Origin of the sequence: Gilliamella sp. B2889, from assembly GCF_026536885.1 — a bacterium.
GTDB classification, from domain to species: Bacteria; Pseudomonadota; Gammaproteobacteria; order Enterobacterales; family Orbaceae; genus Gilliamella; species Gilliamella apicola_E.
Genome location: NZ_JAFNNF010000003.1, coordinates 73,607 through 96,416, shown reverse-complemented (window position 1 = coordinate 96,416; position 22,810 = coordinate 73,607). Strand labels below are relative to the sequence as shown.

21 protein-coding genes are annotated in these 22,810 nt (G+C 34.2%); 1 reads left to right on the top strand and 20 read right to left on the bottom strand.

From position 1 onward, the window contains the following. Positions 1–48: 48 nt before the first annotated feature. The 16 genes from tig to accD all read right to left on the bottom strand — a co-directional run bounded on the left by tig (position 49) and on the right by accD (position 18,590). A complete protein-coding gene (gene tig / locus J3U09_RS05495) occupies positions 49–1,350 on the bottom strand; it encodes a trigger factor (protein ID WP_267357461.1) in 1,302 nt (433 codons plus the stop codon). A 105-nt stretch (positions 1,351–1,455) separates the two neighbouring features. Next, positions 1,456–2,484, bottom strand: a complete 1,029-nt coding sequence (gene lpxD, locus J3U09_RS05490) for a UDP-3-O-(3-hydroxymyristoyl)glucosamine N-acyltransferase (RefSeq protein WP_065562386.1) — start codon at positions 2,482–2,484, stop codon at positions 1,456–1,458. Beyond that, positions 2,484–2,972, bottom strand: coding sequence for an OmpH family outer membrane protein (locus tag J3U09_RS05485; RefSeq protein ID WP_065562387.1), 489 nt, complete (start codon positions 2,970–2,972; stop codon positions 2,484–2,486). The genes lpxD and J3U09_RS05485 overlap by 1 nt, the downstream gene beginning before the upstream one ends. Before the next feature lie 41 nt (positions 2,973–3,013). Beyond that, positions 3,014–5,437, bottom strand: coding sequence for an outer membrane protein assembly factor BamA (bamA, locus tag J3U09_RS05480; protein ID WP_267357459.1), 2,424 nt, complete (start codon positions 5,435–5,437; stop codon positions 3,014–3,016). A gap of 25 nt (positions 5,438–5,462) precedes the next feature. Further along, positions 5,463–6,773 carry an RIP metalloprotease RseP gene (gene rseP, locus J3U09_RS05475; RefSeq protein WP_267357458.1) on the bottom strand — a complete coding sequence of 437 codons (1,311 nt, stop codon included), beginning with the start codon at positions 6,771–6,773 and terminating at the stop codon, positions 5,463–5,465. A 13-nt stretch (positions 6,774–6,786) separates the two neighbouring features. Beyond that, positions 6,787–7,623 (bottom strand): phosphatidate cytidylyltransferase, encoded by an 837-nt coding sequence (locus J3U09_RS05470; RefSeq protein WP_267357456.1) that lies wholly within the window; start codon positions 7,621–7,623, stop codon positions 6,787–6,789. Beyond that, on the bottom strand, positions 7,617–8,342 hold the full coding sequence (locus J3U09_RS05465; protein WP_065562391.1) for an isoprenyl transferase: 726 nt from the start codon (positions 8,340–8,342) through the stop codon (positions 7,617–7,619). Before J3U09_RS05465 ends, J3U09_RS05470 begins: the two co-directional genes overlap by 7 nt. 47 nt (positions 8,343–8,389) lie before the next feature. Further along, complete coding sequence (gene crp, locus J3U09_RS05460) at positions 8,390–9,022, bottom strand: cAMP-activated global transcriptional regulator CRP (protein WP_034903327.1); 633 nt, start codon at positions 9,020–9,022, stop codon at positions 8,390–8,392. 85 nt (positions 9,023–9,107) lie between these two features. Next, a complete protein-coding gene (locus J3U09_RS05455) occupies positions 9,108–9,314 on the bottom strand; it encodes a YheU family protein (RefSeq protein WP_267357454.1) in 207 nt (68 codons plus the stop codon). 126 nt (positions 9,315–9,440) lie between these two features. Beyond that, on the bottom strand, positions 9,441–10,511 hold the full coding sequence (locus J3U09_RS05450; protein WP_267357452.1) for a hypothetical protein: 1,071 nt from the start codon (positions 10,509–10,511) through the stop codon (positions 9,441–9,443). A gap of 116 nt (positions 10,512–10,627) precedes the next feature. Further along, on the bottom strand, positions 10,628–13,303 hold the full coding sequence (locus J3U09_RS05445) for an inverse autotransporter beta domain-containing protein (RefSeq protein ID WP_267357450.1): 2,676 nt from the start codon (positions 13,301–13,303) through the stop codon (positions 10,628–10,630). A gap of 470 nt (positions 13,304–13,773) precedes the next feature. After that, a complete protein-coding gene (gene purF / locus J3U09_RS05440) occupies positions 13,774–15,288 on the bottom strand; it encodes an amidophosphoribosyltransferase (RefSeq protein WP_267357448.1) in 1,515 nt (504 codons plus the stop codon). 18 nt (positions 15,289–15,306) lie between these two features. Continuing rightward, positions 15,307–15,792 carry a CvpA family protein gene (locus J3U09_RS05435; protein WP_065562475.1) on the bottom strand — a complete coding sequence of 162 codons (486 nt, stop codon included), beginning with the start codon at positions 15,790–15,792 and terminating at the stop codon, positions 15,307–15,309. Between the two features lie 70 nt (positions 15,793–15,862). Beyond that, positions 15,863–16,417 carry an SPOR domain-containing protein gene (locus J3U09_RS05430; RefSeq protein WP_267357447.1) on the bottom strand — a complete coding sequence of 185 codons (555 nt, stop codon included), beginning with the start codon at positions 16,415–16,417 and terminating at the stop codon, positions 15,863–15,865. Then, entirely contained in the window at positions 16,407–17,696 is a 1,290-nt protein-coding gene (folC, locus tag J3U09_RS05425; RefSeq protein ID WP_416380046.1) for a bifunctional tetrahydrofolate synthase/dihydrofolate synthase, read from the bottom strand. The genes J3U09_RS05430 and folC overlap by 11 nt, the downstream gene beginning before the upstream one ends. A 3-nt stretch (positions 17,697–17,699) precedes the next feature. Then, positions 17,700–18,590 carry an acetyl-CoA carboxylase, carboxyltransferase subunit beta gene (gene accD / locus J3U09_RS05420; RefSeq protein WP_267357443.1) on the bottom strand — a complete coding sequence of 297 codons (891 nt, stop codon included), beginning with the start codon at positions 18,588–18,590 and terminating at the stop codon, positions 17,700–17,702. A gap of 307 nt (positions 18,591–18,897) precedes the next feature. Between accD and tmaR the strand changes: the two genes are divergently transcribed. Next, positions 18,898–19,218: a PTS system regulator TmaR gene (gene tmaR / locus J3U09_RS05415; RefSeq protein ID WP_065562399.1), complete on the top strand. Its 321-nt coding sequence runs from the start codon at positions 18,898–18,900 to the stop codon at positions 19,216–19,218. Between the two features lie 62 nt (positions 19,219–19,280). Here tmaR and yciH read toward each other — a convergent pair whose 3' ends face one another. Genes yciH through J3U09_RS05395 form a run of 4 tightly spaced genes read right to left on the bottom strand, consistent with a single transcriptional unit; the run spans position 19,281 to position 22,796 of the window. After that, the gene (yciH, locus tag J3U09_RS05410) at positions 19,281–19,601 is read right to left on the bottom strand and encodes a stress response translation initiation inhibitor YciH (protein WP_065562400.1); all 321 of its coding nucleotides are present in this window, start codon (positions 19,599–19,601) and stop codon (positions 19,281–19,283) included. 5 nt (positions 19,602–19,606) lie between these two features. Then, a complete protein-coding gene (pyrF, locus tag J3U09_RS05405; RefSeq protein WP_065734751.1) occupies positions 19,607–20,311 on the bottom strand; it encodes an orotidine-5'-phosphate decarboxylase in 705 nt (234 codons plus the stop codon). Between the two features lie 30 nt (positions 20,312–20,341). Then, entirely contained in the window at positions 20,342–21,517 is a 1,176-nt protein-coding gene (locus tag J3U09_RS05400; RefSeq protein WP_267357441.1) for a GDSL-type esterase/lipase family protein, read from the bottom strand. Continuing rightward, a complete protein-coding gene (locus J3U09_RS05395; protein WP_267357439.1) occupies positions 21,510–22,796 on the bottom strand; it encodes a DUF459 domain-containing protein in 1,287 nt (428 codons plus the stop codon). The genes J3U09_RS05400 and J3U09_RS05395 overlap by 8 nt, the downstream gene beginning before the upstream one ends. Between the last annotated feature and the right edge of the window lie 14 nt (positions 22,797–22,810).

Here is a 22,810-nt window from a genome sequence, read left to right as displayed (position 1 = left end):
ATTTGGGCTTATGATAAATTTTAATTAATTAAAGTGACAAGCTGCTTATTAAGCAACTTGTTGATTCATTAATTCTGAGAATGAACAAGTCTTATCTGTTATTTTTGCGCTAGCTAATAATAAATCAACTACTTGATCTTCTAGTGCAACAGAACGGATATTATCCATTGCTTTCTTATCTTTACGATAATAATCAACCACTTCTTTAGGATCTTCATAAGCAGTCGCTATTTCATCAATTAAAGATTGTACTTTTGCTTCGTCAGCCTTTAACTTGTTACTTTCAATAATTTCGCTAAATAGTAGTCCTACTAACACACGGCGTTTTGCTTCTGCTTCGAATAACTCTTTAGGTAAATCCATTGATTGTTTAACATTACCACCAAAACGAGTTAACGCTTGTTGACGTAAGACATCAATTTCGCGATCAATTAAAGCAGATGGAACTTCAATATCATTATTTTTTACTAAACCATCAATGACTTGTGTTTTGATTTTATTGCGAATTGTTGCATTAAGTTCACGTTGCATATTTTTACGTACTTCTGCTCGTAAACTTTCAACTGTGCCATCTGCAATACCAAATCTTTTCACTACTTCTTCAGTTAGTTCTGGTAACTCAAGCTCTTCAACTTTTTTAAGTGAAGCTGAAAATACTGCTGGTTTACCTTTTAAATTCTCAGCATGATAATCTTCTGGGAATGTAACATTAATATCAAATTCATCTCCAGCTTTGTGACCGATGATTGAATCTTCAAAACCAGGGATCATTCGACCTTGTCCTAATACAAGTGCAAAATCATCAGCTTTACCGCCTTCAAATTCAGCGCCATCGACTTTACCTAAAAAGTCAAGTGTGACACGGTTTTGTTCTTTTGCTGTCTTTTTAACTGCTTTCCAAGTACCTTGTTGTTTACGTAAGGTTTCAATCATTGTTTCCACATCAGCATCAACAACTTCAGCTACTGGTTTTTCAACTTCAATTTTATCTAAATCTTTGATTTTAATTTCAGGATAAACTTCAAATTCAACAGTGAAAGTATAATCTTCACCATTTTTATATTCAGTTGGAATATATGTTGGCGCACCAGCTGGATTTAATTTTTCTTGGATAATTGCATCGATGAAATTACGTTGCATCAAATCACTTAAAGCGTCTTGTAAAATAGAAGCACCATAGCGTTGTTCAACAATTTTTAAAGGTACTTTTCCTTTACGGAAACCATCAATACGAACTTTCTTTGCTGTATTGATAAGTTCTTTATCAACTGCTTTGGTAATATCTTCTGATTTAATTGTAATTGATAAACGACGGCCTAAACCTTCTGTTGTTTCTACCGAAACTTGCATCTTTATACCTCGGAATTATTGAATATATTTGCTCATAATTATAAATTGATTAATTGAGCTAATTAAATTTATAAAATAGGGAAGCATTATACCGACCGTAATCGTCTACGTCGAGACATTTAATAGCTTCTTCTCAAGTGCTTTCAAACGTTTATTCATTTCATCAATATGTAAAACTAATGAAGCTGTTTTACGCCATACTTTATTTTGTTGTAATGGAATACCCGATGAATATACACCCGGCTCAGTAATTGGTCTCATAACCATACCCATTCCAGTCACAGTTACTTGATCACAAATTTCCATATGGCCGTTAATAACACTCGCACCACCAATTAGGCAATGGCGTCCAATCTTTAAACTACCAGCCATAATAACACCACCAGCAACAGCAGTATGATCGCCAATAACATCGTTGTGCGCAATTTGACATTGATTATCAATAATGACGCCATTACCGATGACAGTATCATCTAAAGCACCACGATCGATTGTTGTTGATGAGCCAATTTCAACGTTATTACCAATTACTACCCGGCCAAGCTGAGGGATTTTTATCCATTTACCTTTATCATTTGCATAACCAAATCCATCTGCACCTATTACTGTTCCTGATTGGATCAAACAGTTTTCACCAATAATACAGTTATGGTAGATAGATACATTAGACCATATTTTTGTGCCTGCACCGATTTGAGTATCTTTCCCAATAAAACAGCCAGCACCAATACAACAGTTATCACCAAGATTTACACCACTTTCTATAACAGCATTTGGACCAATTGAGACATTTTGTCCAAGCTTAGCAGTAGAATCAATTACCGCAGATTGCGCGATTCCTTTAGCTGGTAACGGTGTCGTATCTAAAAGTTGTGCTAATTTTGCATAAGTAAGATAAGGATCTTTAACAATCAAAGCAGCCCCATTCCAATATTTAAGGCTATCTTCTGTCATAACAACTGCTGAAGCGTTACAAGTTAATAAATTGTTTTGGAATTTTTTATCCGACAAAAAAGTGATTTGACCTTTTGTGGCACTTTTCATTGATGCTATACCGGTGATAGTTAATTCACCATCACCATGTAATGTAGCATCAAGTTTGTCAGCTAATTGCTCTAAACGAAAAGCAAACATTATTTTTTAACCTTCTCCAAAACTTTGTCAGTAATATCAACAGCGTCTGAAGCATATAAAACCGTATCGACTCTTAAAATAAGATCATATTTTTCTTCAGCAACGATGGTTTTGACTGCTTCTTGAATTTTAGTTAGTAATTTACCAGCTTCTTTTGTTTCGCTTTCACGATATTCATTTGCGAAAGCTGTGGCTTTATTCTGAAAATCTGCAATAGTTTTATTTAACTTAGTTTTTTCAGAAGATGACAAAGTTAGTCCTTCTTTCTTTAAACGTGCAGCAGCTGCATCAGCAATTTTTTCTTCTTTTTCTAATGCTTTTGCTCTTGCTTCAAATTTTTGGTTCAATTCTTTACCGATCGCTTCTCGTTCTGGCATACGATCCATTACGGATTTAATATCGATAACACCAATTTTAGTTTCAGCGTTTGCAAAGCCTGTAAAAAGTAGAGCAATACTGATGCCAATAACAGATATAATTTTTTTCACTTTATTCACCTATGTGTATTTTAGTTATTAACAACATGGCATTACCATGTTGAACCTATATTAAATTGGAACTGCTGAGCTGAATCACCCTTATATTTCTTTAACGGCTGTGCATAAGAAAATACCAGTGGCCCTAATGGCGACATCCATTGAACAGCAAGACCAGCAGACATTCTAATATCAGATGGGGAACTATAATCTGGAATATTTTTGCCTTTTAGATCCCATTCGGTATCCCAAACCGTTCCTGCATCAAAAAATACTGATGTTCTAATACTATCTGCATACTTTTCACTTGCAAATGGTGTGGGGACTATTAGCTCCGTACTTCCGAATGCTAACGCATTACCACCTATTGCATCTTTAGAACTAGTACATTGAGCTGTATCACCTAAGGTTTTACATCCGGGTGTATTAAAGTATACTGCTTTAGGGCCGACAGTATTTGTTTTAAAGCCACGCAATACAGTTGAGCCACCTGCATAGAAATTCTCATAGAATGGTAATTCTTTTCCGCCAAATCCACCACCATAACCTAATCGTCCACGAGCTAAAAATACCCATTTATGGTCGTTATCAATTGGATAATAATAAGAAGCATCACTAACCATTTTATAGAATCTATTGTCAAATACTGGCGCTGTCGCTTTCAAACTAGCGGTAAGTTTTAACCCATCTGTTGGAAAATAGCCGCGATTTAACGAGTTATATGTCCAATAGGCGTTCAATAACAAATCATTGGTGTCATATGAATAAGACTTATCTTTATTTGTCATATTTTCACCCATTGATTCAAAATAGCGCCACATATTATACTGAGGTTTCATATCAGTTAATTTATGATTAGCGTATTCTGTGCCAAAACGAACAAAGTTATTTTCACTAATCGGGAAGCCGAGGTCTAAATTAGCCCCCCAAGTTTTACTTGAATACTCAGATTCATCATCATCACTATCAGTTTTATAAGTATTGTAGTAAACGCTACCACCTAAACTAACACCATCAACAGTAAAATAAGGATTAACAATCGAAACAGATGCACTTTTATCACTACTGGTTGTATTAATATCAAATGAAACGCTATTCCCCGTTCCTAACCAGTTATCTTGAGAAATTCCGGCATTAAAACTTATACCACTGTCTGTGCCAATACCCACGCCAAATTTAATACTACCCGTATTACGTTCAGCTACTTTATAAATAATATCAACTTGATCATCAATGCCAGGAACTCGTTCAGTATTCGCTTCAACGCTTTCAAAGAACCCTAATCGATTTAGACGTTCTTTACCTAGTTCAACCAAACCATTACTCAACCATGAGCCTTCCATTTGACGAAGCTCACGACGAACCACACTTTCACTTGTAATTGTATTGCCGACAATTTTAATATTGCGTACGTAAAAACGTTGCCCTACATCAACTAATACTACCAATTTAACAGTATGTGATGAGTCATCCATTTCAGGCTGAATAGCTACTTGAGGATAAGCATAGCCAAAATTAGCCAGCAATCGCTTAATATTATCCTCAATATCAGTTATTTTTTTACCATTATAAAGTTCACCTACAGTAAGCTTTTCTTTGGCTAATTTTTGTATTGCCTCTTCATGCCCAGCAAAGTTACCTTTAAAATCAAAATCGGCTAACTTATATTGTTCACCTTCATGAATATTAATAGTAACATAAATCCCTTTTTTATCTGGCGTTAAGCTAACTTGTGTAGACTCAATATTAAATCGAGCATAACCTCGATTTAAGTAAAAACTTTGCAACTCATCTAAGTCCGATGCCAATTTTTGCTTTTGATATTTGCGATCACCAAGCATATTCCACCAAGGCACATCATCACGTAATGAAAAACGTGAAATAAGCTCTTCAGATGAAAAAGCTTTTGCACCCACGATATTGATTTGATCTATTAAAGCAGATTTACCTTCAGCAATAACTAATTTTAAATCAACGCGATTTCGGGATAGTGGTGTTACGACGGCTTTGATTTGAGCATTATATTTACCAACACTATAGTAAAAATCTTCTAGACCTTTCTCGATTCCTGAAAGCATTGTACGATCTAATGCATCGCCTTCACGAATACCGGTACTATCTAAATTCTTTTTCAACATGTCGTCTTTGACAGATTTGTTACCAGAAAAGGTAATACTTGCTATAGTTGGGCGTTCTTGGACATGGATAATTAATCTATCGCCATCACGAGAAACAGTAATATCATCAAAATTACCGCTGGCGTAAAGTGATTTGATAATGCGACCTAAATCAGATTCATTTACATAGTCACCGACTTGAACAGGCATTTCAAGCATCGCAGCACCGATTGTAACTCGTTGCAAACCTTCAAACTTGATGTCCCTAACCACAAAATCATCAACACAAAATGCATTGGAACTATATACTGCTGTGCTACTAAACAGCAAAGATGCTATAAGTAATTTATTTATTTTCATCGTATATATTTATAACCTCATCCCATTACAATCGTAAAATATCATTAAATAGTGCAATTCCCATTATTACCATTAATAAAACAAATCCGATACGAAAAAAACGCTCTTGTGCTTTATTTGATAAGGCATTTCCTTTTATTTTCTCAAAAAATAAAAAAAGCAACTGCCCGCCATCTAACATAGGTAATGGAACAAGATTGATAACTCCTAAACTTATACTAATAAAGGCTAGAAAATATAAGTAAGGAGTAAATCCATAACTTGCTGTTTGCCCTGCGCTTTTTGCTATTGTAATTGGTCCTGATAAATGTTTTAGACCAATCACTCCTGTTACTAATTGATAAAGAGAACGAACCGTTAACTTGGTTGTTAACATTGTTTGTTTCATCGCTTTATCAAATCCATTAAAAAAATCATATTGTTTAATTACTGCATCAGATGTCGGATAGAAACCTGCAACACCTTCTCCATTTCTATTTCTTGTTGGCTCAAGTGTAAGATCGATGTCTTTATTGTTCCTACTTACCTTCAGTTTTAAAATTCCAGCCTTTTTTATAGTATCAGTAAAATCATTCCAATTTTGATAAAGGTGATCATTATAACTAAGTATTTTATCACCTACTTTTAAACCAGCTTGAGCCGCTGCTGAATCGGGTACAATTTTACTCACAATTGGATAAATTTCCAATTGTTTAGGTATAAATCCAAATGCTGCGATTGAAGATTCCTTTTCAATATCAAAATACCAATTACTAATATTAACATCTCGACTAACTTCTTGTTGATCAATATCAGTACTATAGGTAACCTTAATATTGCTTTTACCTAAAGCAGAAATCAATGCTGCATTTACGTCATTCCAAGAGTCTATTTTAGCATTATCAATCATTCTTAACTCTGCACCTGCTGGCATATTTATAGATGCAGCTGGAGTTGAAGGTATAATACTTTTTATTCTAACAGGATAATCAACCACACCCGTCAAAAAAATAACCCAATAAATAATTAAAGCTAAAACAAAATTGGCAAATGGTCCTGCAAAAATAATTGCAGCCCGTTGCAAAATACTTTTTTTATCAAAAGCGCGTTGTTCTAAATTAGGGGATAATTCACTCGTTCTGCTATCGAGCATTCTAACATATCCGCCAAGTGGAATCATAGCGATAACTAATTCAGTTCCATTTGAAAACCTATGCGACCATATTTTTTTTCCAAACCCGATTGAAAAACACTCTACATGTACTTTACATAGCCGAGCAACCAAAAAATGCCCAAACTCATGAACAGTAACTAATATACTGATAGTAATAATAAATAACAACAGTGACCAAAGCAAAATCAGTAACCCTTTAGAATAAATGCAAAGATAATATAGTAAATACAGGAACTGCCGCGGTTAAACTATCAATACGATCTAAAATACCACCATGCCCTGGGATAAGATTTCCACTATCTTTAATTCCTGCTTCACGCTTAAACATGCTTTCAGTCAGGTCACCTAATACCGAAGCCAAAACAGCCAATAGAGAGCTAAATAAAAATTGAGTAAAATTAATATTAAAATAACCAGTTAAGTAAGCGATCACACAAACTAAAATTGCTAAACTGACACCACCGATAAAACCTTCTACCGTCTTTCCTGGTGAGACTTTAACAGCCAACTTCCGTTTACCAATCGCTCTTCCAGCAAAATAAGCACCGGTATCGGTTGCCCATACTAACACAAATACATAGAGCAACCAAATAGCCCCCGTATAACTATTAACACCGTAATTAATAGTCCGTAATTCAAGCATTCCTATAAAAAAAGGTACTAAGGTAAAAAAAGCAAACAACAGCTTAATTAATGGTGATTTAGACCAGTATTTTGCTGAGTTAGGATAACCTACAACTAGTAACAAAGCGGTTAACCACCAAATAACTGATAAGCAAATTATTAAAGCAAATAACTTACTTTTTAGTGTTGACTCAATTGGTATGAAGTAAAGCAAAACTATTGAAAAAACAATTAAAAACAAAAGAACTGTTTTCTCGGTTCTTTCTGCTAAAAAATTACGCCATTCCCATGCTGCTAATGCACAAACAGCAATGATTAAATAAGAAAATATCGATAAAGGTGCAAAAAATAGTGCAATAATAACAAGGGGAATAAGTACGATGGCTGTTAAAATACGCTGGATTAGCATGAAAGGTCCTCATTTAGAACGCCACCAAAACGCCGTTCTCTAGTGTTAAAAATATTTATCGCTTCATCAAATGATGCCTGATTGAAATCAGGCCACAATGTGTCAGTAAAATACAATTCTGCGTATGCACATTGCCATAATAAAAAATTACTAATTCGGTATTCGCCACCGGTGCGAATAACTAAATCAACTTCAGGTAAATCATTCATACAAATAATCGAGCCAAAATATTCCTCATTGATATCCTGTGGCGTTATTTTACCATCTAATGCTTGTGAAGCTATTTTTTTAGCTGATTCAACAATATCCCAACGACCACCATAATTAGCTGCAATATTCAAGGTAAGGCCAGTATTATTTTTGGTTAAAAGCTGAGCATCAATAATAAGATTTTGAAGATTTTGATTAAATTTTGATATATCACCAATGATATTTAATCGAACATTATTTTTATTTAAATTTTTAATTTCGCGATTTAACGCATAAATAAACAGTGAAATTAAAGCAGTAACTTCATTAGCTGGACGTTTCCAATTTTCACTACTAAAAGCATATAAAGTAAGCACTTTTACATCTAATTTTGCTGCATATGTGACAATTTTACGCACCGCTTTTAAACCAGCTCGATGGCCTTTAGCACGTAATTGATTTCTTTGCTTAGCCCATCGACCATTACCATCCATAATAATCGCCACATGATTGGGAATATATTGTGTCATGTATAATCTCGTTATATATCTATCATATTAATGATAATTTCGATAAATCAACGGGTGCCATAAACAACTATCGTCTTACCATGTGCTGAAATTAGGTGTTGATCTTCAAGCATTTTTAAAATTCTTCCAACGGTTTCACGTGAACAACCGACAATTTGCCCAATCTCTTGGCGGGTTATTTTTATTTGCATACCATCTGGGTGAGTCATCGCATCAGGCTGTTTAGTTAAGTTTAATAGTGTTTGTGCAATTCGGCCGGCGACATCTAAGAAAGCTAGATTACTGACTTTTTCTGATGTAACTTGTAACCGGCTTGCCATTTGACTAGCTAATCGCATTAATATATCTGGGTTAACTTGCACTAGCTGTTTAAATTTTTTATAGGATATTTCGGCCACTTCACAACTTGTTTTCGCTTTAACCCAAGCACTACGTTCTGTACCTTCTTCAAAAAGACCTAATTCACCTAAGAATTGATTTTGGTTTAAATACGACAAAATCATTTCATTACCTTCATCATCTTTAATCAATACCGCTACAGATCCTTTTAAAATATAATAGAGAGTTTCGGCTTTTTCACCTTGATGAATAAGGGTACTTTTAGCTGGATATTTATGAATATGGCAATGAGATAAAAACCATTCCAATGTTGTATCTGATTGCTGTTTACCAATCATTATTCCTTCCTCTCTATTCAAATTACTACAGTAACACTATAACAAAGTTACAGAATAAATCATATACTCACTAAAATGATTTTAATCATTACTTAATAAATTTAATATCTAATGTTTCATGTAATTCAGACCAAAAAATTACAGCCGAGCCATTAATTAAATGAAGTTTTACATCATTCACTTTATCTTCTAGTGATTTTTCTTCCTCCCCATAATCAGTCCCTTCACGTAAAACAAAGTATTCTATTAGATTGTTTAATGTAGTTGAATCAAGAGATTGCCAAGGAATTATCATAATTATATTTGCTAAGTTAACTTACATTAATTTATTTTAACAAGTTAATTGTAAGAAGTGCATACGGAATATTAAATAAAAAAACCACTCAGTTGAGTGGTTTTAATTAGTTTCATTAAATAATGATTAGTTTGCAGTAACTTTAAGTTTGTAGCCTTGAAGACCTGCTTTAGTGCCCATTGAATATTTTGAGTTATGTTTAACTGTAGCAGAAATATCTCCTAATTCAATTGTTCCATAGCCATGAGTATTATCTCTACCTAATCCAACGTTAATTGCAGCAGCAGGAGCTGCATCTCCCGCATAAGTACCATCTAGATGCCATGTAAAGCTATAAGCTGAAGATTTATTCATATCAGGAGTAGATCCAGTAAAATTAGGGGCATTCGAAACAGCACCGCCTGAATTATTCAACCATACAATAGCTGCCAATTTATCACCATACATTGGAGTTGAAGCTTCATCGGTATTTCCTGTAGTAGCAAGGTTAACTGCTAAATCTACAGAACCGTCAGCCTTATACTTGAAGATACCCAAAGCAGTAGCCCCTGGAAGTTCGACAGGACCAACTGGGTTATCTGGATCAGGATCACCTGGACCTTCGTCGCCCGTACCTGGATCGTTTGGTTTAGTATCATCTTTCTTAGGAGGATTAGCAGTAGACCAAATATCAGCAACACTTAACCATTTACCATGGTCTGGACTACCAAATTCCGTTCTTTCTTCAAGTTGGAAACCAATTTGTTCAGCCCCTGCCATTGAATTACTAATTTGGAAAGAAATATGACCTTTTTCACCATCAGCTTCATACGCTATAGCGGTATCAGTGATATCTGTTACTTGTTGCCAAGCACCATTAACACGATCCAATTTCATCCAAACTGTTAATGTACCTGCTACTTTCCTTGCTGATGTTGGATCTTGATCCCCATCACTATCTTTTAAATTATAAAAAATGTGGATGTAATCACCAACTTTAGCTTTTTCACCACTACCAATAGCAGTTGTACCAGTAGCATTATTTGAGATACGAACTGTCATAGTATGAGCTGCTGTTCCAGCTTGAGACCACATCACAGGAGCACTACCTTGAACTGCGTTTGTTGTAGTTACAGGACTTATTGCATAAGCACTACTTGCAGCATAACCTGCTAAAAACAAGCTTAATGCAATTTTTTTTATTGCTAATTTTTTCATGTTTAACTTCCTATTTTCTCTAATAAATTAACATGTTATATTTATATGAATACACCATTTTTTGGTGTTGCCTTTTAAATCACCTTCGATAATTCGAAGATGATTAAAATTTTTCTCTAATTAACTGAAACTTGTAATTTAAATCCTTGATCTCCAGCACATGCTACTGGTGATGCTGCTACCTGATTAAGATTTATATACCCTGGAGCTCCAGCCACAGCAGGAATGCTTGTACCTGTTGTTGCATAACTAGTCATGTTCGTTCTGATAGTGTAAGGTGCATTCGGCCCCATACTTACGTTAAACCAAGGACCATAAGGATTATCAACATAACTCGGTAATGTTGTCATTGCACTTCCAGGACAAGCTAAGCTATTTGAACCAACAAGTGACCATATAACAAATGGATTGGTAATTTCCACAGTTTCAGTATCATCAACGTAAGCTTTTACGGTATATTCAGTACCTACGTACCATCCAGTAATACCTGGTTCAAAATCAAGTACGTTTCCATTTTGTCTAGCAACTAAAGTTCCATCATTACGATAGACTTTAATGTAACCAGCTCTACCACCACCAAAATTAACCGAAGCTTTGTTGAAAGACTGACCATAACCATCTAATTTGATAGAAAAATCAACTGCTCCATCAAAGTTTGAAGCAACATCGATGGTGTAAGTATCACCAATAGCTGTTATACCCGCTGCGGTAGAAGCATTTGCTGAAATGTTATCGTTCATTTTAACTTTTTCAAAAGATTTAACAATGACACAACGTTCTGATGTAGGACAACTTCTTACAGTTCCGGAAGTACCATCAATTAAATTGACTTTTGTACCATTACTGGTTGCGGTCCACAAATCAACTACTGATGATTTGAATGTATTGCCTACCTTAGACATCAATGATTGGTCACTAAAACCATCATAACCATCCCCAAAGCTTCCACTTCCAGTAGGCGTTCCAGGGGTAACCAAACTTGCTAATAGCGTTATTGAAGTCGTACCATCAGCAACAGCTTGTACAGACGTTGTTGGATTTCTTAACATGTCAATCGCCCAAACACCTACTTTACGAATATTTAAATTAGGTAGAACTTCGAATGAAACTGAATTAGATGTTGCTGAATTTCCTTTACTATCAGTAACCGTTACTGCCAGGTTATACACACCATTAGTACTAATTGGCAATCTATTCCCATTTCGGTCTATGTAACTAGGTGCAACAATCTTCCAATTCTTAACATCAGCAGGAGGTGTTAACCATGAAGAGCTAGTACACACTCCCACAGCAGAACATAAGAAACCACCACCATTATCAATATCTTGCATATTGCCGGACCAAGCTAAACTTGATATACCTTTGGCGTTATGAACGCCTATAACTAGATCATGAGTAGTACCTTCAAGTAATTGAAGAGAATCTAAACCTAAATCAACAGTCATTTTCTTTTCTTTATATTCAAGAACAATATAGTTATTACGATCAACTAAATCATACCGACTGCCTTTTAAAGAGCGTGCCGCTTGAACCATATCCGGATCTAGCTGATCTTTTAACGGTGTACCAATACGATAATTCATGGTTAATTCAGCGCTTGTAACTTTTTTGTTATCTTGTCCACGCTTATGCTGAGCTTTAACGGTAAATAAAGGCACTGGGGTATAATCCAATCCAACAGTGATCGCTCTTGGATCTTTTTGTAAATTATCCTTACCAAATAAAGCAACCTTATCACCGTAGTATTGTTCATACATAAGTGATCCGCCTAAATGAGGATATTGAGGTAAATAGCCCTGAAAGCGAATGTCAAAACCTCTAGCTGCTCGTTCTAAATAGTCATCAAAGTCTCTTGATTCTTTCCAATCAGATAATGGATGATAATAGTTAGCAGCAAACTTCATATAATCAGTCCAGGCTTCAGCTCCCAGACCTAAACGATTATGTGAACGTTGGAAATCATGATCAAGAAAGGCGTTATATCCTAATAACCATTTATTATCAGCTACATCCCAACGTTGACCGATACCAAAGTTACCAATATGACGATTATGCTCGTATTCTTGGAATGATAACTGACTAAAAATCAGCGTGCTGTCCGTATCAATCAATGGGCTAAATAACTTAACATTAATATTATTGAATTCACCCTTATCGCTTAAATCAAACTGTAATTGAGCAGTACCAAAACGCCCTAAAAAATTTTGAGCAGCGCTACGAAGGGGATCTACTACTTGTGAATGAATACCATTACGGACATAATTTTCAGCATAATCTTTACCTTTGTTTTTCAAATGTCCAGAGATACCGCCATTATCTGCTGAAGTTATATTTTTCCAATCTTGAGTTGCAAGTGTTTGCAAGGTAGTAGCTACTTGGCTCGATAGTGCATCTTTGTCTTTATTTACATCGTAATTATCATCAGAGCCTAGCGAAGGTAAATTTGAGTATTTATCTTTCTTATTATTTTTATTTATTGCCGGTAATAAAGGAGAATTTTCAGGTAAAACTAATCGTTCATCGACTTCAACCATATCTTTTTTATCGAAACGACCTGCATTCATAGCACGTAATTCAGAAATTGAAATATTGCTTAATAACGCAATTTGGTACAAACTACGTTTTTGATTATTAATCATTTCTCGAGCTTTAGTACCATTTTTTAATTCAATGATTTTATTGCTATCAACCACATTCGACGGTTGCTGAGTATCAACAGCATAAGCATAATTCCAACTTAACGTAGCCATTACAAATGCTGAGATAACTCTTAAATTAAGATTCTTTCTCACCGTAATCATTCCTTATATTTCACCAACTTTAAAAAGGCATCGTTTTTATTTACGTTGCTATACTGTTATTAAAGTTGCTATTATTTAATATGTTGTTTTCATTATGCGACTTTTATACTAGATATTATTCGCGTCAAAATTAAAACTTCTTTACAAAACAGCTGTATTTGAAAAGATTTTATTACATAATTGTAATTTATAAAACTGTTTTATAACTTTTTTTGACATCTTTTTGTAAAGACTATTTTTTTGATTATTAATCAAACGGTTAGTTAATTATATTTTTGTATAAAACTTACGACTTTTATTAATTAATCAACTTAATATTACTTTTTAGTAATAGAAATTAAACAACAGAATAATATTTTAATTGTAAAATAGGGAGGCTAATTTATGGGGTGCAAATAAGCTTGAACTATTCACTTCAAGCTTATTTATGACTTTAGGTTATATTTTAGAAAATTAAATGACTAGTATTGACCTTCATTATAAATTTCAAGATTTTCAGATTCTGGTGTGATTGATTTATTTTCAGCTCTGTGATGTCCTAGCGTATCAAAATAATTATCATCAATTCCTTCAGTAACATATTTTCCATCAAAAACAGAACATTCTAGATGATGAATATTAGGATTTTGCTCTTTAATACAATCAATTAAATCCGAAAGATCTTGAAATATTAATTTATCTGCTCCAATTTCTTTGGCAATTTGACCAACAGAGCGGTTATAAGCTATAAGTTCACTAGCAACTGGCATATCAATACCATAAACATTAGGATGTCTAATTTCAGGCGCTGCCGAAGCAAGATAAACTTTTTTAGCACCAACTGAACGCACCATCTCAAGTATTTTTTCCGATGTCGTTCCTCGAACAATGGAATCATCAACTAGAAGAACATTCTTACCTTCAAATTCAATACGATTAGCATTTAGCTTTCTTCTTACTGAAAGTTTTCGTTCCGCTTGACCTGGCATGATAAAAGTACGTCCAACATAACGGTTTTTAACAAATCCTTGTCGATAGGGTTTATTCAGAATTCTGGCAATTTCAAGCGCGGCATCACATGATGTTTCAGGAATAGGAATTACTACATCAATATCAATGTCTTTCCATTCTCTAGCAATTTTTTGACCTAGTTTCTGCCCCATTAATATACGGGATTGATATACTGAAACACCATTCATCAATGAGTCAGGGCGGGCAAAATAAACATATTCAAAAATACATGGATAATATTGAGGATTATTTGCACACTGTTTTGAATAAAGTTGTCCATCTTGAGTAATATAGATAGCTTCACCAGGTTCAACATCACGCATAAATTCAAAATCGAGAATATCTAAAGCAACACTTTCCGATGCAACCATATATTCTATCTTTTGATTATCAAGCACTTTTTTACCTATCACCAAAGGACGAATACCATATGGGTCACGAAATGCGACTAATCCATGTCCAATAATCATTGCAACACATGCATAAGCACCTTTAATGATTTGATGTACCCGATTGATAGCGGTAAAAATATTTTCTGCAGTTAATGGATACGTAGGGAATTTATCAAGTTCGCTAGCAAAAATATTAAGTAATACTTCTGAATCAGAACTTGTATTAATGTGGCGTCTTGCTAATTCAAATACTTTATTTCTTAATTGGTCGGTATTAGTTAAATTACCATTGTGTGCAAGTGCAATACCATAAGGTGAATTGACATAAAATGGTTGCGCTTCTGAAGGGCTTGAGCTGCCCGCAGTGGGATAGCGAATATGCCCTATTCCTAAATTACCTTGTAAACGCAACATATGATGTTCTTGAAATACATCTTTAACTAAACCATTTGCTTTACGTAAGCGAAAACGATTTTGCTCGTCGATAGTTACAATCCCCGCAGCATCTTGTCCTCGATGCTGCAAAACAGTTAAAGCGTCATAAATAGATTGATTAACTGTACTGCATCCTACAATACCAACAACACCACACATACAATGATTACCTCAAAGTTATTGAACTAAAAATGAAGACGACTGCTGTATAAAATCAAAAAACCAACGAATAATAAAATGAAAATGCGGAATTAGCTGCGATTGCTCCCACTCAGGAGATTGGGATAACGGTGTGAAAGTATCGACAAAAAAGAGCACTGCCGCCACAACTAAAATCCCCCTTAATACACCAAAACAAATACCTAATACGCGATCTGTACCTGATAGTCCTGTTTTTTGAACCAATTGCCCAATAATATAAGAAACAATAGCACACACAATTAGTGTAGCAATAAATAAAATAGCGATAGCTACAGCAATACGAATTACATCACTATCAAAATAAGTTAAGTAACTAGTAATATGCATGTAAAAACGACTTGCTATAAAAAAAGCCAGAACCCAACTTATTAGGGATAACGCTTCTTTAACAAAACCTCTAATAATACTAATTAGTGCAGATAAAATAATCACACCAATAATCGTATAATCAACCCAATTCATCATAATAACTCACAATTTTATATTAATATTTTTATTTAATGTTTGTACTCATTAAAGAGTAAAATAATTTTTAATTTGTAACAATAACACCTTTTAATTTTGTTAAATTGTTTAGGTTACTAAGCAACTGCTCTGCTTGCTCTTTTTTTGCATAAGGACCGACCTGTAATTTTATTAATTGATTAGGTCCTGGATTACTTGGAATGATTCTAACGTCATAATTGTTTAGCCTTAATAATGCCACTAATTCCTCAATTTTTTTCTTATTTTTCAATGCGCCAAGTTGAATCATGTAGGGCTTATCTGTTTGTTCAGAAATAGATGAAGCATCGCTATTATCATTATCAGGTGATGCTAAAGAGCTAGTATATTGATCAGAATCAGGTGTATAAGATTGTTCAAATCCTGAATCACCATTAATAGTTGACTCATTTTGTGATGTAATCACTTGATTTTGTTCATTTACTACTTCTGGTTGTAAAATAGGAATTGTAGGCGTATGTAAATTAGATTTATCTGTTATGATATTAGGTGCAATTATAGCAATAGTTAGCAATAATGTAGCAAAACCAACTAGTTGATTCCTAATTTTATTTGAAGTAGTTTTCTCTTGATTAGTATCCATGATTACATTTGCCTAATTTATCTAAAACGGCAGATACAGTATAAAATGAACCACAGACGACAATAATATCATCTTCTTTTGAATCTTGCATGGCCTTTTGATATGCATTATCAACTGATTCAAACGTAGTTATATTTTCTACTTTATTATCTTGCAAATACTGCTTTAATACCTCAGCATTACATCCACGCTCACCGTAAAGTGAAGCACAATACCATTGATCAGCATTTAATAAAGATAGAGTGCTTTTAATATCTTTATCTTTCAACATACCAATGACAAACCTAATCTTACCAATAGTAGGTTGTTTCTTTACCAATAACTTAATTTGGTTAGCTAAATAGTTAGCAGCATGAGGATTATGTGCAACATCAACAATTACAATTGGTGATGTCTGTATTATTTGAAATCTTCCAACTAAATTTGTTTTTTCAAGACCCTCGATTATTTGATTCTGGTCAATTGAAAGCGAAGAATAAGTTAGTGCTGCTATTGCAGTAGCAGCATTAGCTAAAGGCACATTGGGAATAGGCAATTGATCATACTGTTTTAACGGTGAAATGAATTGCCATAATGAATCATCAATTTGTTGATATGACCAATCTTTATTAACTACATAAATAGGACAATTCACCGTTTTAGAAACATCTATAATAGATGATGGTATCTCTGGCTCACCAACTATAGCAATACTATTGGGTTTAAAAATACCTGCTTTTTCTCGACCAATACTTTCTCGAGTATTGCCTAAATATTCTACATGGTCGATACCGATTGTAGTAATAATTGCTATATCAGCATCAATAATATTGGTGGCATCAAGTCTTCCACCTAAGCCTACTTCTAGAATAACTACATCCAATTGAGCCTGTTTAAATTGATATAATGCAGCTAACGTTGCATATTCAAAATAAGTTAAGGAAATATTTCCTCTCGCTTTTTCAATTTCAACAAAGGCATCAACTGTGTCTTGCTCTTTTAACTCTTGATTATTTATTCTAACCCTTTCAGTAAAACGCACTAAATGAGGAGAGCTGTAAACTCCAACATGCTTATTTGCAGCAAGTAATATCATCTCAAGCGTGCGGCAAGTCGTTCCTTTGCCATTAGTCCCTGCCACCGTAAAAATATAAGGGGCTGGCTGCAAAAGATCTAGACGCTCTGCAACTGTTCTAACACGCTCAAGTCCTAAATCAATGGTCGTTGGATGTAATTGTTCCAAATAAGTAAGCCATGTTTCAAGATTAGACATGGCATCAGGAATTTCAGGTCGCATGATTAATTAAATAGTCTCATCATTAACGATAGAATCAAAAGGAACTGGGAGTTTCATTAATTTAGCTAACAGACCTGCAATTTTAGGGCGCATATCACGACGATCAATAATCATATCAATTGCACCTTTTTCTAATAAGAACTCGCTACGTTGGAATCCTTCTGGCAGTGTTTCACGAACTGTTTGTTGAATTACTCGAGGCCCCGCAAAACCAATTAACGCTTTAGGTTCAGCAATATTAATATCACCTAGCATCGCTAGACTAGCAGATACACCACCCATTGTTGGATCGGTCATCACAGAAATATAGGGTAAACCTTCATCTTGCATTTTTGCTAAGATGGCACTCGTTTTTGCCATTTGCATTAATGAAAATAATGCTTCTTGCATTCGGGCACCACCACTGGTAGAAAAACAGATTAGTGGGCATTTATCTTCAATTGCCTGTTCTGCAGCTCGCGTAAATAAAGCTCCGACAACAGACGACATTGAACCACCAATAAAAGCAAATTCAAAGCAGGCAACAACGACTGGAATGCCCAGTAATGTGCCTTTCATTACTACCATCGCTTCTTTTTCATGCGTTTCTTTTTGAGCGACAGTTAAACGATCTTTATATTTTTTGGTATCTTTAAACCTCAAAATATCTTTAGGAGCAAGTTCTGAACCAATCTCTACATCAGAACCTTCATCTAAAAAACGATATAAGCGAACTCGGGCAGGAATATGCATGTGATGATCGCATTTTGGGCAAACTTCTAAATTACGATCAAGTTCAGCTTGATAGATAACCTGCTCACAATTACTACATTTGGTCCAAACACCACCTGGAATATTTGCCTTTTTATGATCTGACGATATATTATTTTTACTCAGAATTTTTTCAATCCAGCTCATTATGATTCTCTCATTTGGTACTCTTTTCAATTAACGACACATTGTATAATACTTTGCAATAATTCTTAATAGTTGTTTTTATTTTTATCGCAATTAGAAGGAAAATCGATAAATTTATCGACAATTTTATAAAAATATTATTATTTCATACTTCAAAAAATTTGATTTAAAACAAAACTCAGCAAGCTTGATTGATATTTAAATTTAACATTTTTCAATAAAAGTATATTTAGTATGACCTTAAAAAATTATTGGTATATAATTAACTCAGAATCGTTTTCCATTTTTTAGAAATAAGGGGTTATAGATGGACAAGGAAAAATCAGCCGCACCATCATTTCAAGATGTACTTGAATATATTCGTTTATCACGTCGTTTAAATAAATTAAAACGTGAAATTTCAGATAACGAGAAAAAAATTCGTGATAACCAAAAACGTGTGCTATTACTTGAAAATTTAAGTGATTACATTAAACCTGATATGACTTACGAAGAACTTCAAGCTATTATTGCTAATATGAAGAGTGATTATGATGATCGTGTTGATGATTATATAATCAAGAATGCTGAAATTTCTAAAGAAAGACGTGAAATCAGCAAAAAAATGCGTAGTTACCGTTCTAATTAATGTTTTTATGTATAACAACGCCCTTTTTCTTAATAGGGCGTTATTACTTTATTTTTAAACAATTAACCGCCAGCAAATTTGACTTTAAAACCTTTATCTTCTAATAATGATTTTAATAGTTCACGTTTGTCGCCTTGAATTTCAATTTTCCCGTCTTTAACTGAACCACCGCAACCACAACGCTTTTTCAGCTCAGCTGCTAATTGCATCAACTGAGAATCCTCTAAATCGAATCCCTCGATAACACAAACTCCTTTACCTTTACGCCCTGATGTCTGGCGTGAAATACGAATAAAACCATCGCCTTTAATACGAGGTTTAGCAGCCTGCTTTGGCGTAATTCGACCATGTTCAGTTGAATAAACAATAGCGTTATCAGACATAATTATTAACTCTTTGATAAATCTAGTGTTGTTAAAATAGCATGTAATGCTTTGGTTGGGTCTTCCGCTTGAGTAATAGGACGCCCAATAACTAAATAATCTGAACCAGCAGCTTGTGCGCGTTGAGGTGTCATAATACGGCGTTGATCATCAGGTGTTGATCCTGCTGGACGAATTCCTGGAGTAACTAATTTAAAATCACTTCCTAGTCTAGTTCTAAAACTTTGTACTTCTTTAGCAGAACATACAACTCCATCGAGTCCGCAATTCTTTGCCAGTAATGCCAGCTTTGTTGCTTGCTCTAATGGTGAAACGTTAATACCTATTTCTTTAAGATCAGAAGACTCCATACTCGTTAATACAGTCACTGCGATTAACATTGGTGCATCCTTACCGTATGAATAAAGCGCATCTTTTGCAGCTTCCATCATACGAGCGCCACCACTAGCGTGAACATTTGTCATCCAAACACCTAAATCGGCAGCTGCAGCTACTGCTTTAGCAACAGTGTTAGGAATATCATGGAATTTAAGATCCAAAAAGATATCAAATCCTTTTTGTTTTATTTGCCTAATAAAGTCAGGACCTGCATGAGTAAATAATTCTTTGCCTATTTTAAGACGACAATCTTTTGGATCAACTTGGTCTATAAAGTTCCATGCTGACTTAGTATCTGAAAAATCAACAGCAACAATGATTGGAGATGACATAACTTATTTGTTCCTTTTTAATTATATATTCTATCTTTTCTTCTTAATAAACTCATTAAAACCTTTATAGAAAATTTTAGCACTTTCTTTGTAGCCTTGTAAGGTTTGATGTACTAAATCTGGTCGAGTCAGTCCACGTTTTTGCCAAACTTTAACTGAACCAGCTCCCCCCATAGCTGCTTGCCAATTCCAATATAGTGTCCTTTCAGATTTAGCTACTTGCTTTTGAATACTCATAATTGCTGAAAATGATTTAGGGATCTTATTTTCATTAACCATTGTATCTGGTGGTGTCATCAATAAAATGGCTGCATTAGGTAATGCTCTACGAATTTGGCGAATATTATTCACTAAGTTTTTGCGGTAATCATTAACATCTAAAGTTTCATCAAAACTTTCATTTGTTCCGTATTCAAGAATAACTAAATCACTTTTTGAAGCAGATAATTCTTTCAACCAACTTGAACCCCATTTTTGCCATATGCTCTGTTTAGCGCCATTAGTTGCAATTGAAGATACAATAACCCCTGATTTTTTTGAGCGATTTAACCAAATTCCTCCAATTTCAACATCACGGCTTCCTTTAATCGTAAAAGGGTTTTTAGTCACAAATGACACCGTTTGCCAAATACTACTTTTGGGTAAATAACTTATATTTATTTTTTTACCGTCAGCATCATAAATACTCAATAAATTAGGGGTATTCTTCAATGCTTTGAAGGTTAATTTTACTTGCCAATTTTTGTTATCTAAACTTTTTGGTATTATTTGTATAGTGGCTGAATCGTTAGTCGCTTTTGCAATAAATCCACCCATTGGAAAATCTACGTCACTTACTGTACGGCTACTTATTACACGCCAATCTTTTACTTTCCAACCAACTGCTGTATGGTTTTGACCTTTAATGGCAACAGGTGTAACCCAACCAATTCCGGCATCACCATATTTTTGTTGCATTAATGTTCGAAACTCACCAGTAAAAAAATCTGCTGCTGAATGCGAATCTCCAAATTGTGTAATATTAACGACTTGGTTAACATTTCTATTTCTAGCTAAGGAATTTAAACGTTGAGCAAATTGCTTTGCATTTGGGTCACCAAAATCAACAACAGTAGATTGTGCACCAGTTTTACTTTCTGCTACACTGCATCCTACTGAAACAGTGATAGTCACTATAGTAATAATATACTTTAAAAGTTTAATCACTATCGTCATCCTCTAATTGTTTAAAAATGATTTTATCCATAATTGCTTTAGCTAAAATTTTTTGGCCTATAGGTGTAAAATGGATTCCATCATCAACTCTAACTTTTATTTTATCTTTATTAGATTCAATAAAACTATTAAATGTTTCATAAGTACAACCTAATAATTGGTTGGTTGTTAAAAAGTGTTGTTGTCTCTTTTCTACTTCAGATTGATACAGCGTATTTAAATAAACCATCCCTAAATTTAGTTGCGGTTTGCGCATACAAGGAGCAGCCAGCCAAAGCACTTGAACATTATGTTCACTAGCACTATTTAAAATTGTGGCGATACGTAAACGGTATTGTTCTTCCCACAACTCAGATTTAAATTTAACGTATTTAGCATAACCTTTTACAGGAAAGTCCCAAGGATCATTAGGTCCTAAAAAAACAACAAGTAACTTGATAGAAGGATCGGCAATTAAATTATCATTGATTGTTTTTGGCCAATTGAAAGCCTTTGGATAAGCGAGTCCAGTACTTTGTTTGCTTAGATTCACACTTTCTATTTTATATTGTTTAAATAACATTTTTTTAACATATGGTGCAACGCCTTGCATCAAAGAGTCGCCAACAAACAATACTTTGTCATTTTGAGTTAATACAATCGGTAAGGGCTCATGAATTAATGGAATATTTTGAATTTTAGGTGCTTCATCTTTAGCTTCGGTATCTATCTGTTCAGTTGCTGGCGTTCCATCAAACCTAGTTTTGCTTAATTTAGTATTTTCTTGCTTAATTGATATTGGTTGAACATGAATTTTTTGCCTTTTTTTATCTTTTTTAATATTAACCATTTCGGATGGTGAAATAACTAACACATTTGTTACTGGTTGGTTTAAATGTGACTCATCATCAATGGATCTAATGACATTATTTTCATCAATAACTACATCTTTCGAATATTCTTCTACTCGGCCATCAGAATCGTCTAGATCCATTTTTTGGGTCATACTTCCTGAATTAAAGAGATCATGATGATACGTTTGTTGCCAATAAATTAATACCGATTTGTGATAAATTGCTATTAATGCTATTGCGGTAATCAATAGCATAATAAAAACATATTTAGGTGAAAGTGATTCTTTTTGAGTTATTGCAGCTTCTGATACTTTAGTCTTAGCATTATGCTTTCTTGATTGCTCATGTAAGCCATTTTCGAACAAATCAATTTGTTGCCTATTTTTTTGAGGCCTATTTCTTCGTCTATTTTTTGATAATGTTTTTTTATATTTCATTTTTATTATTCATC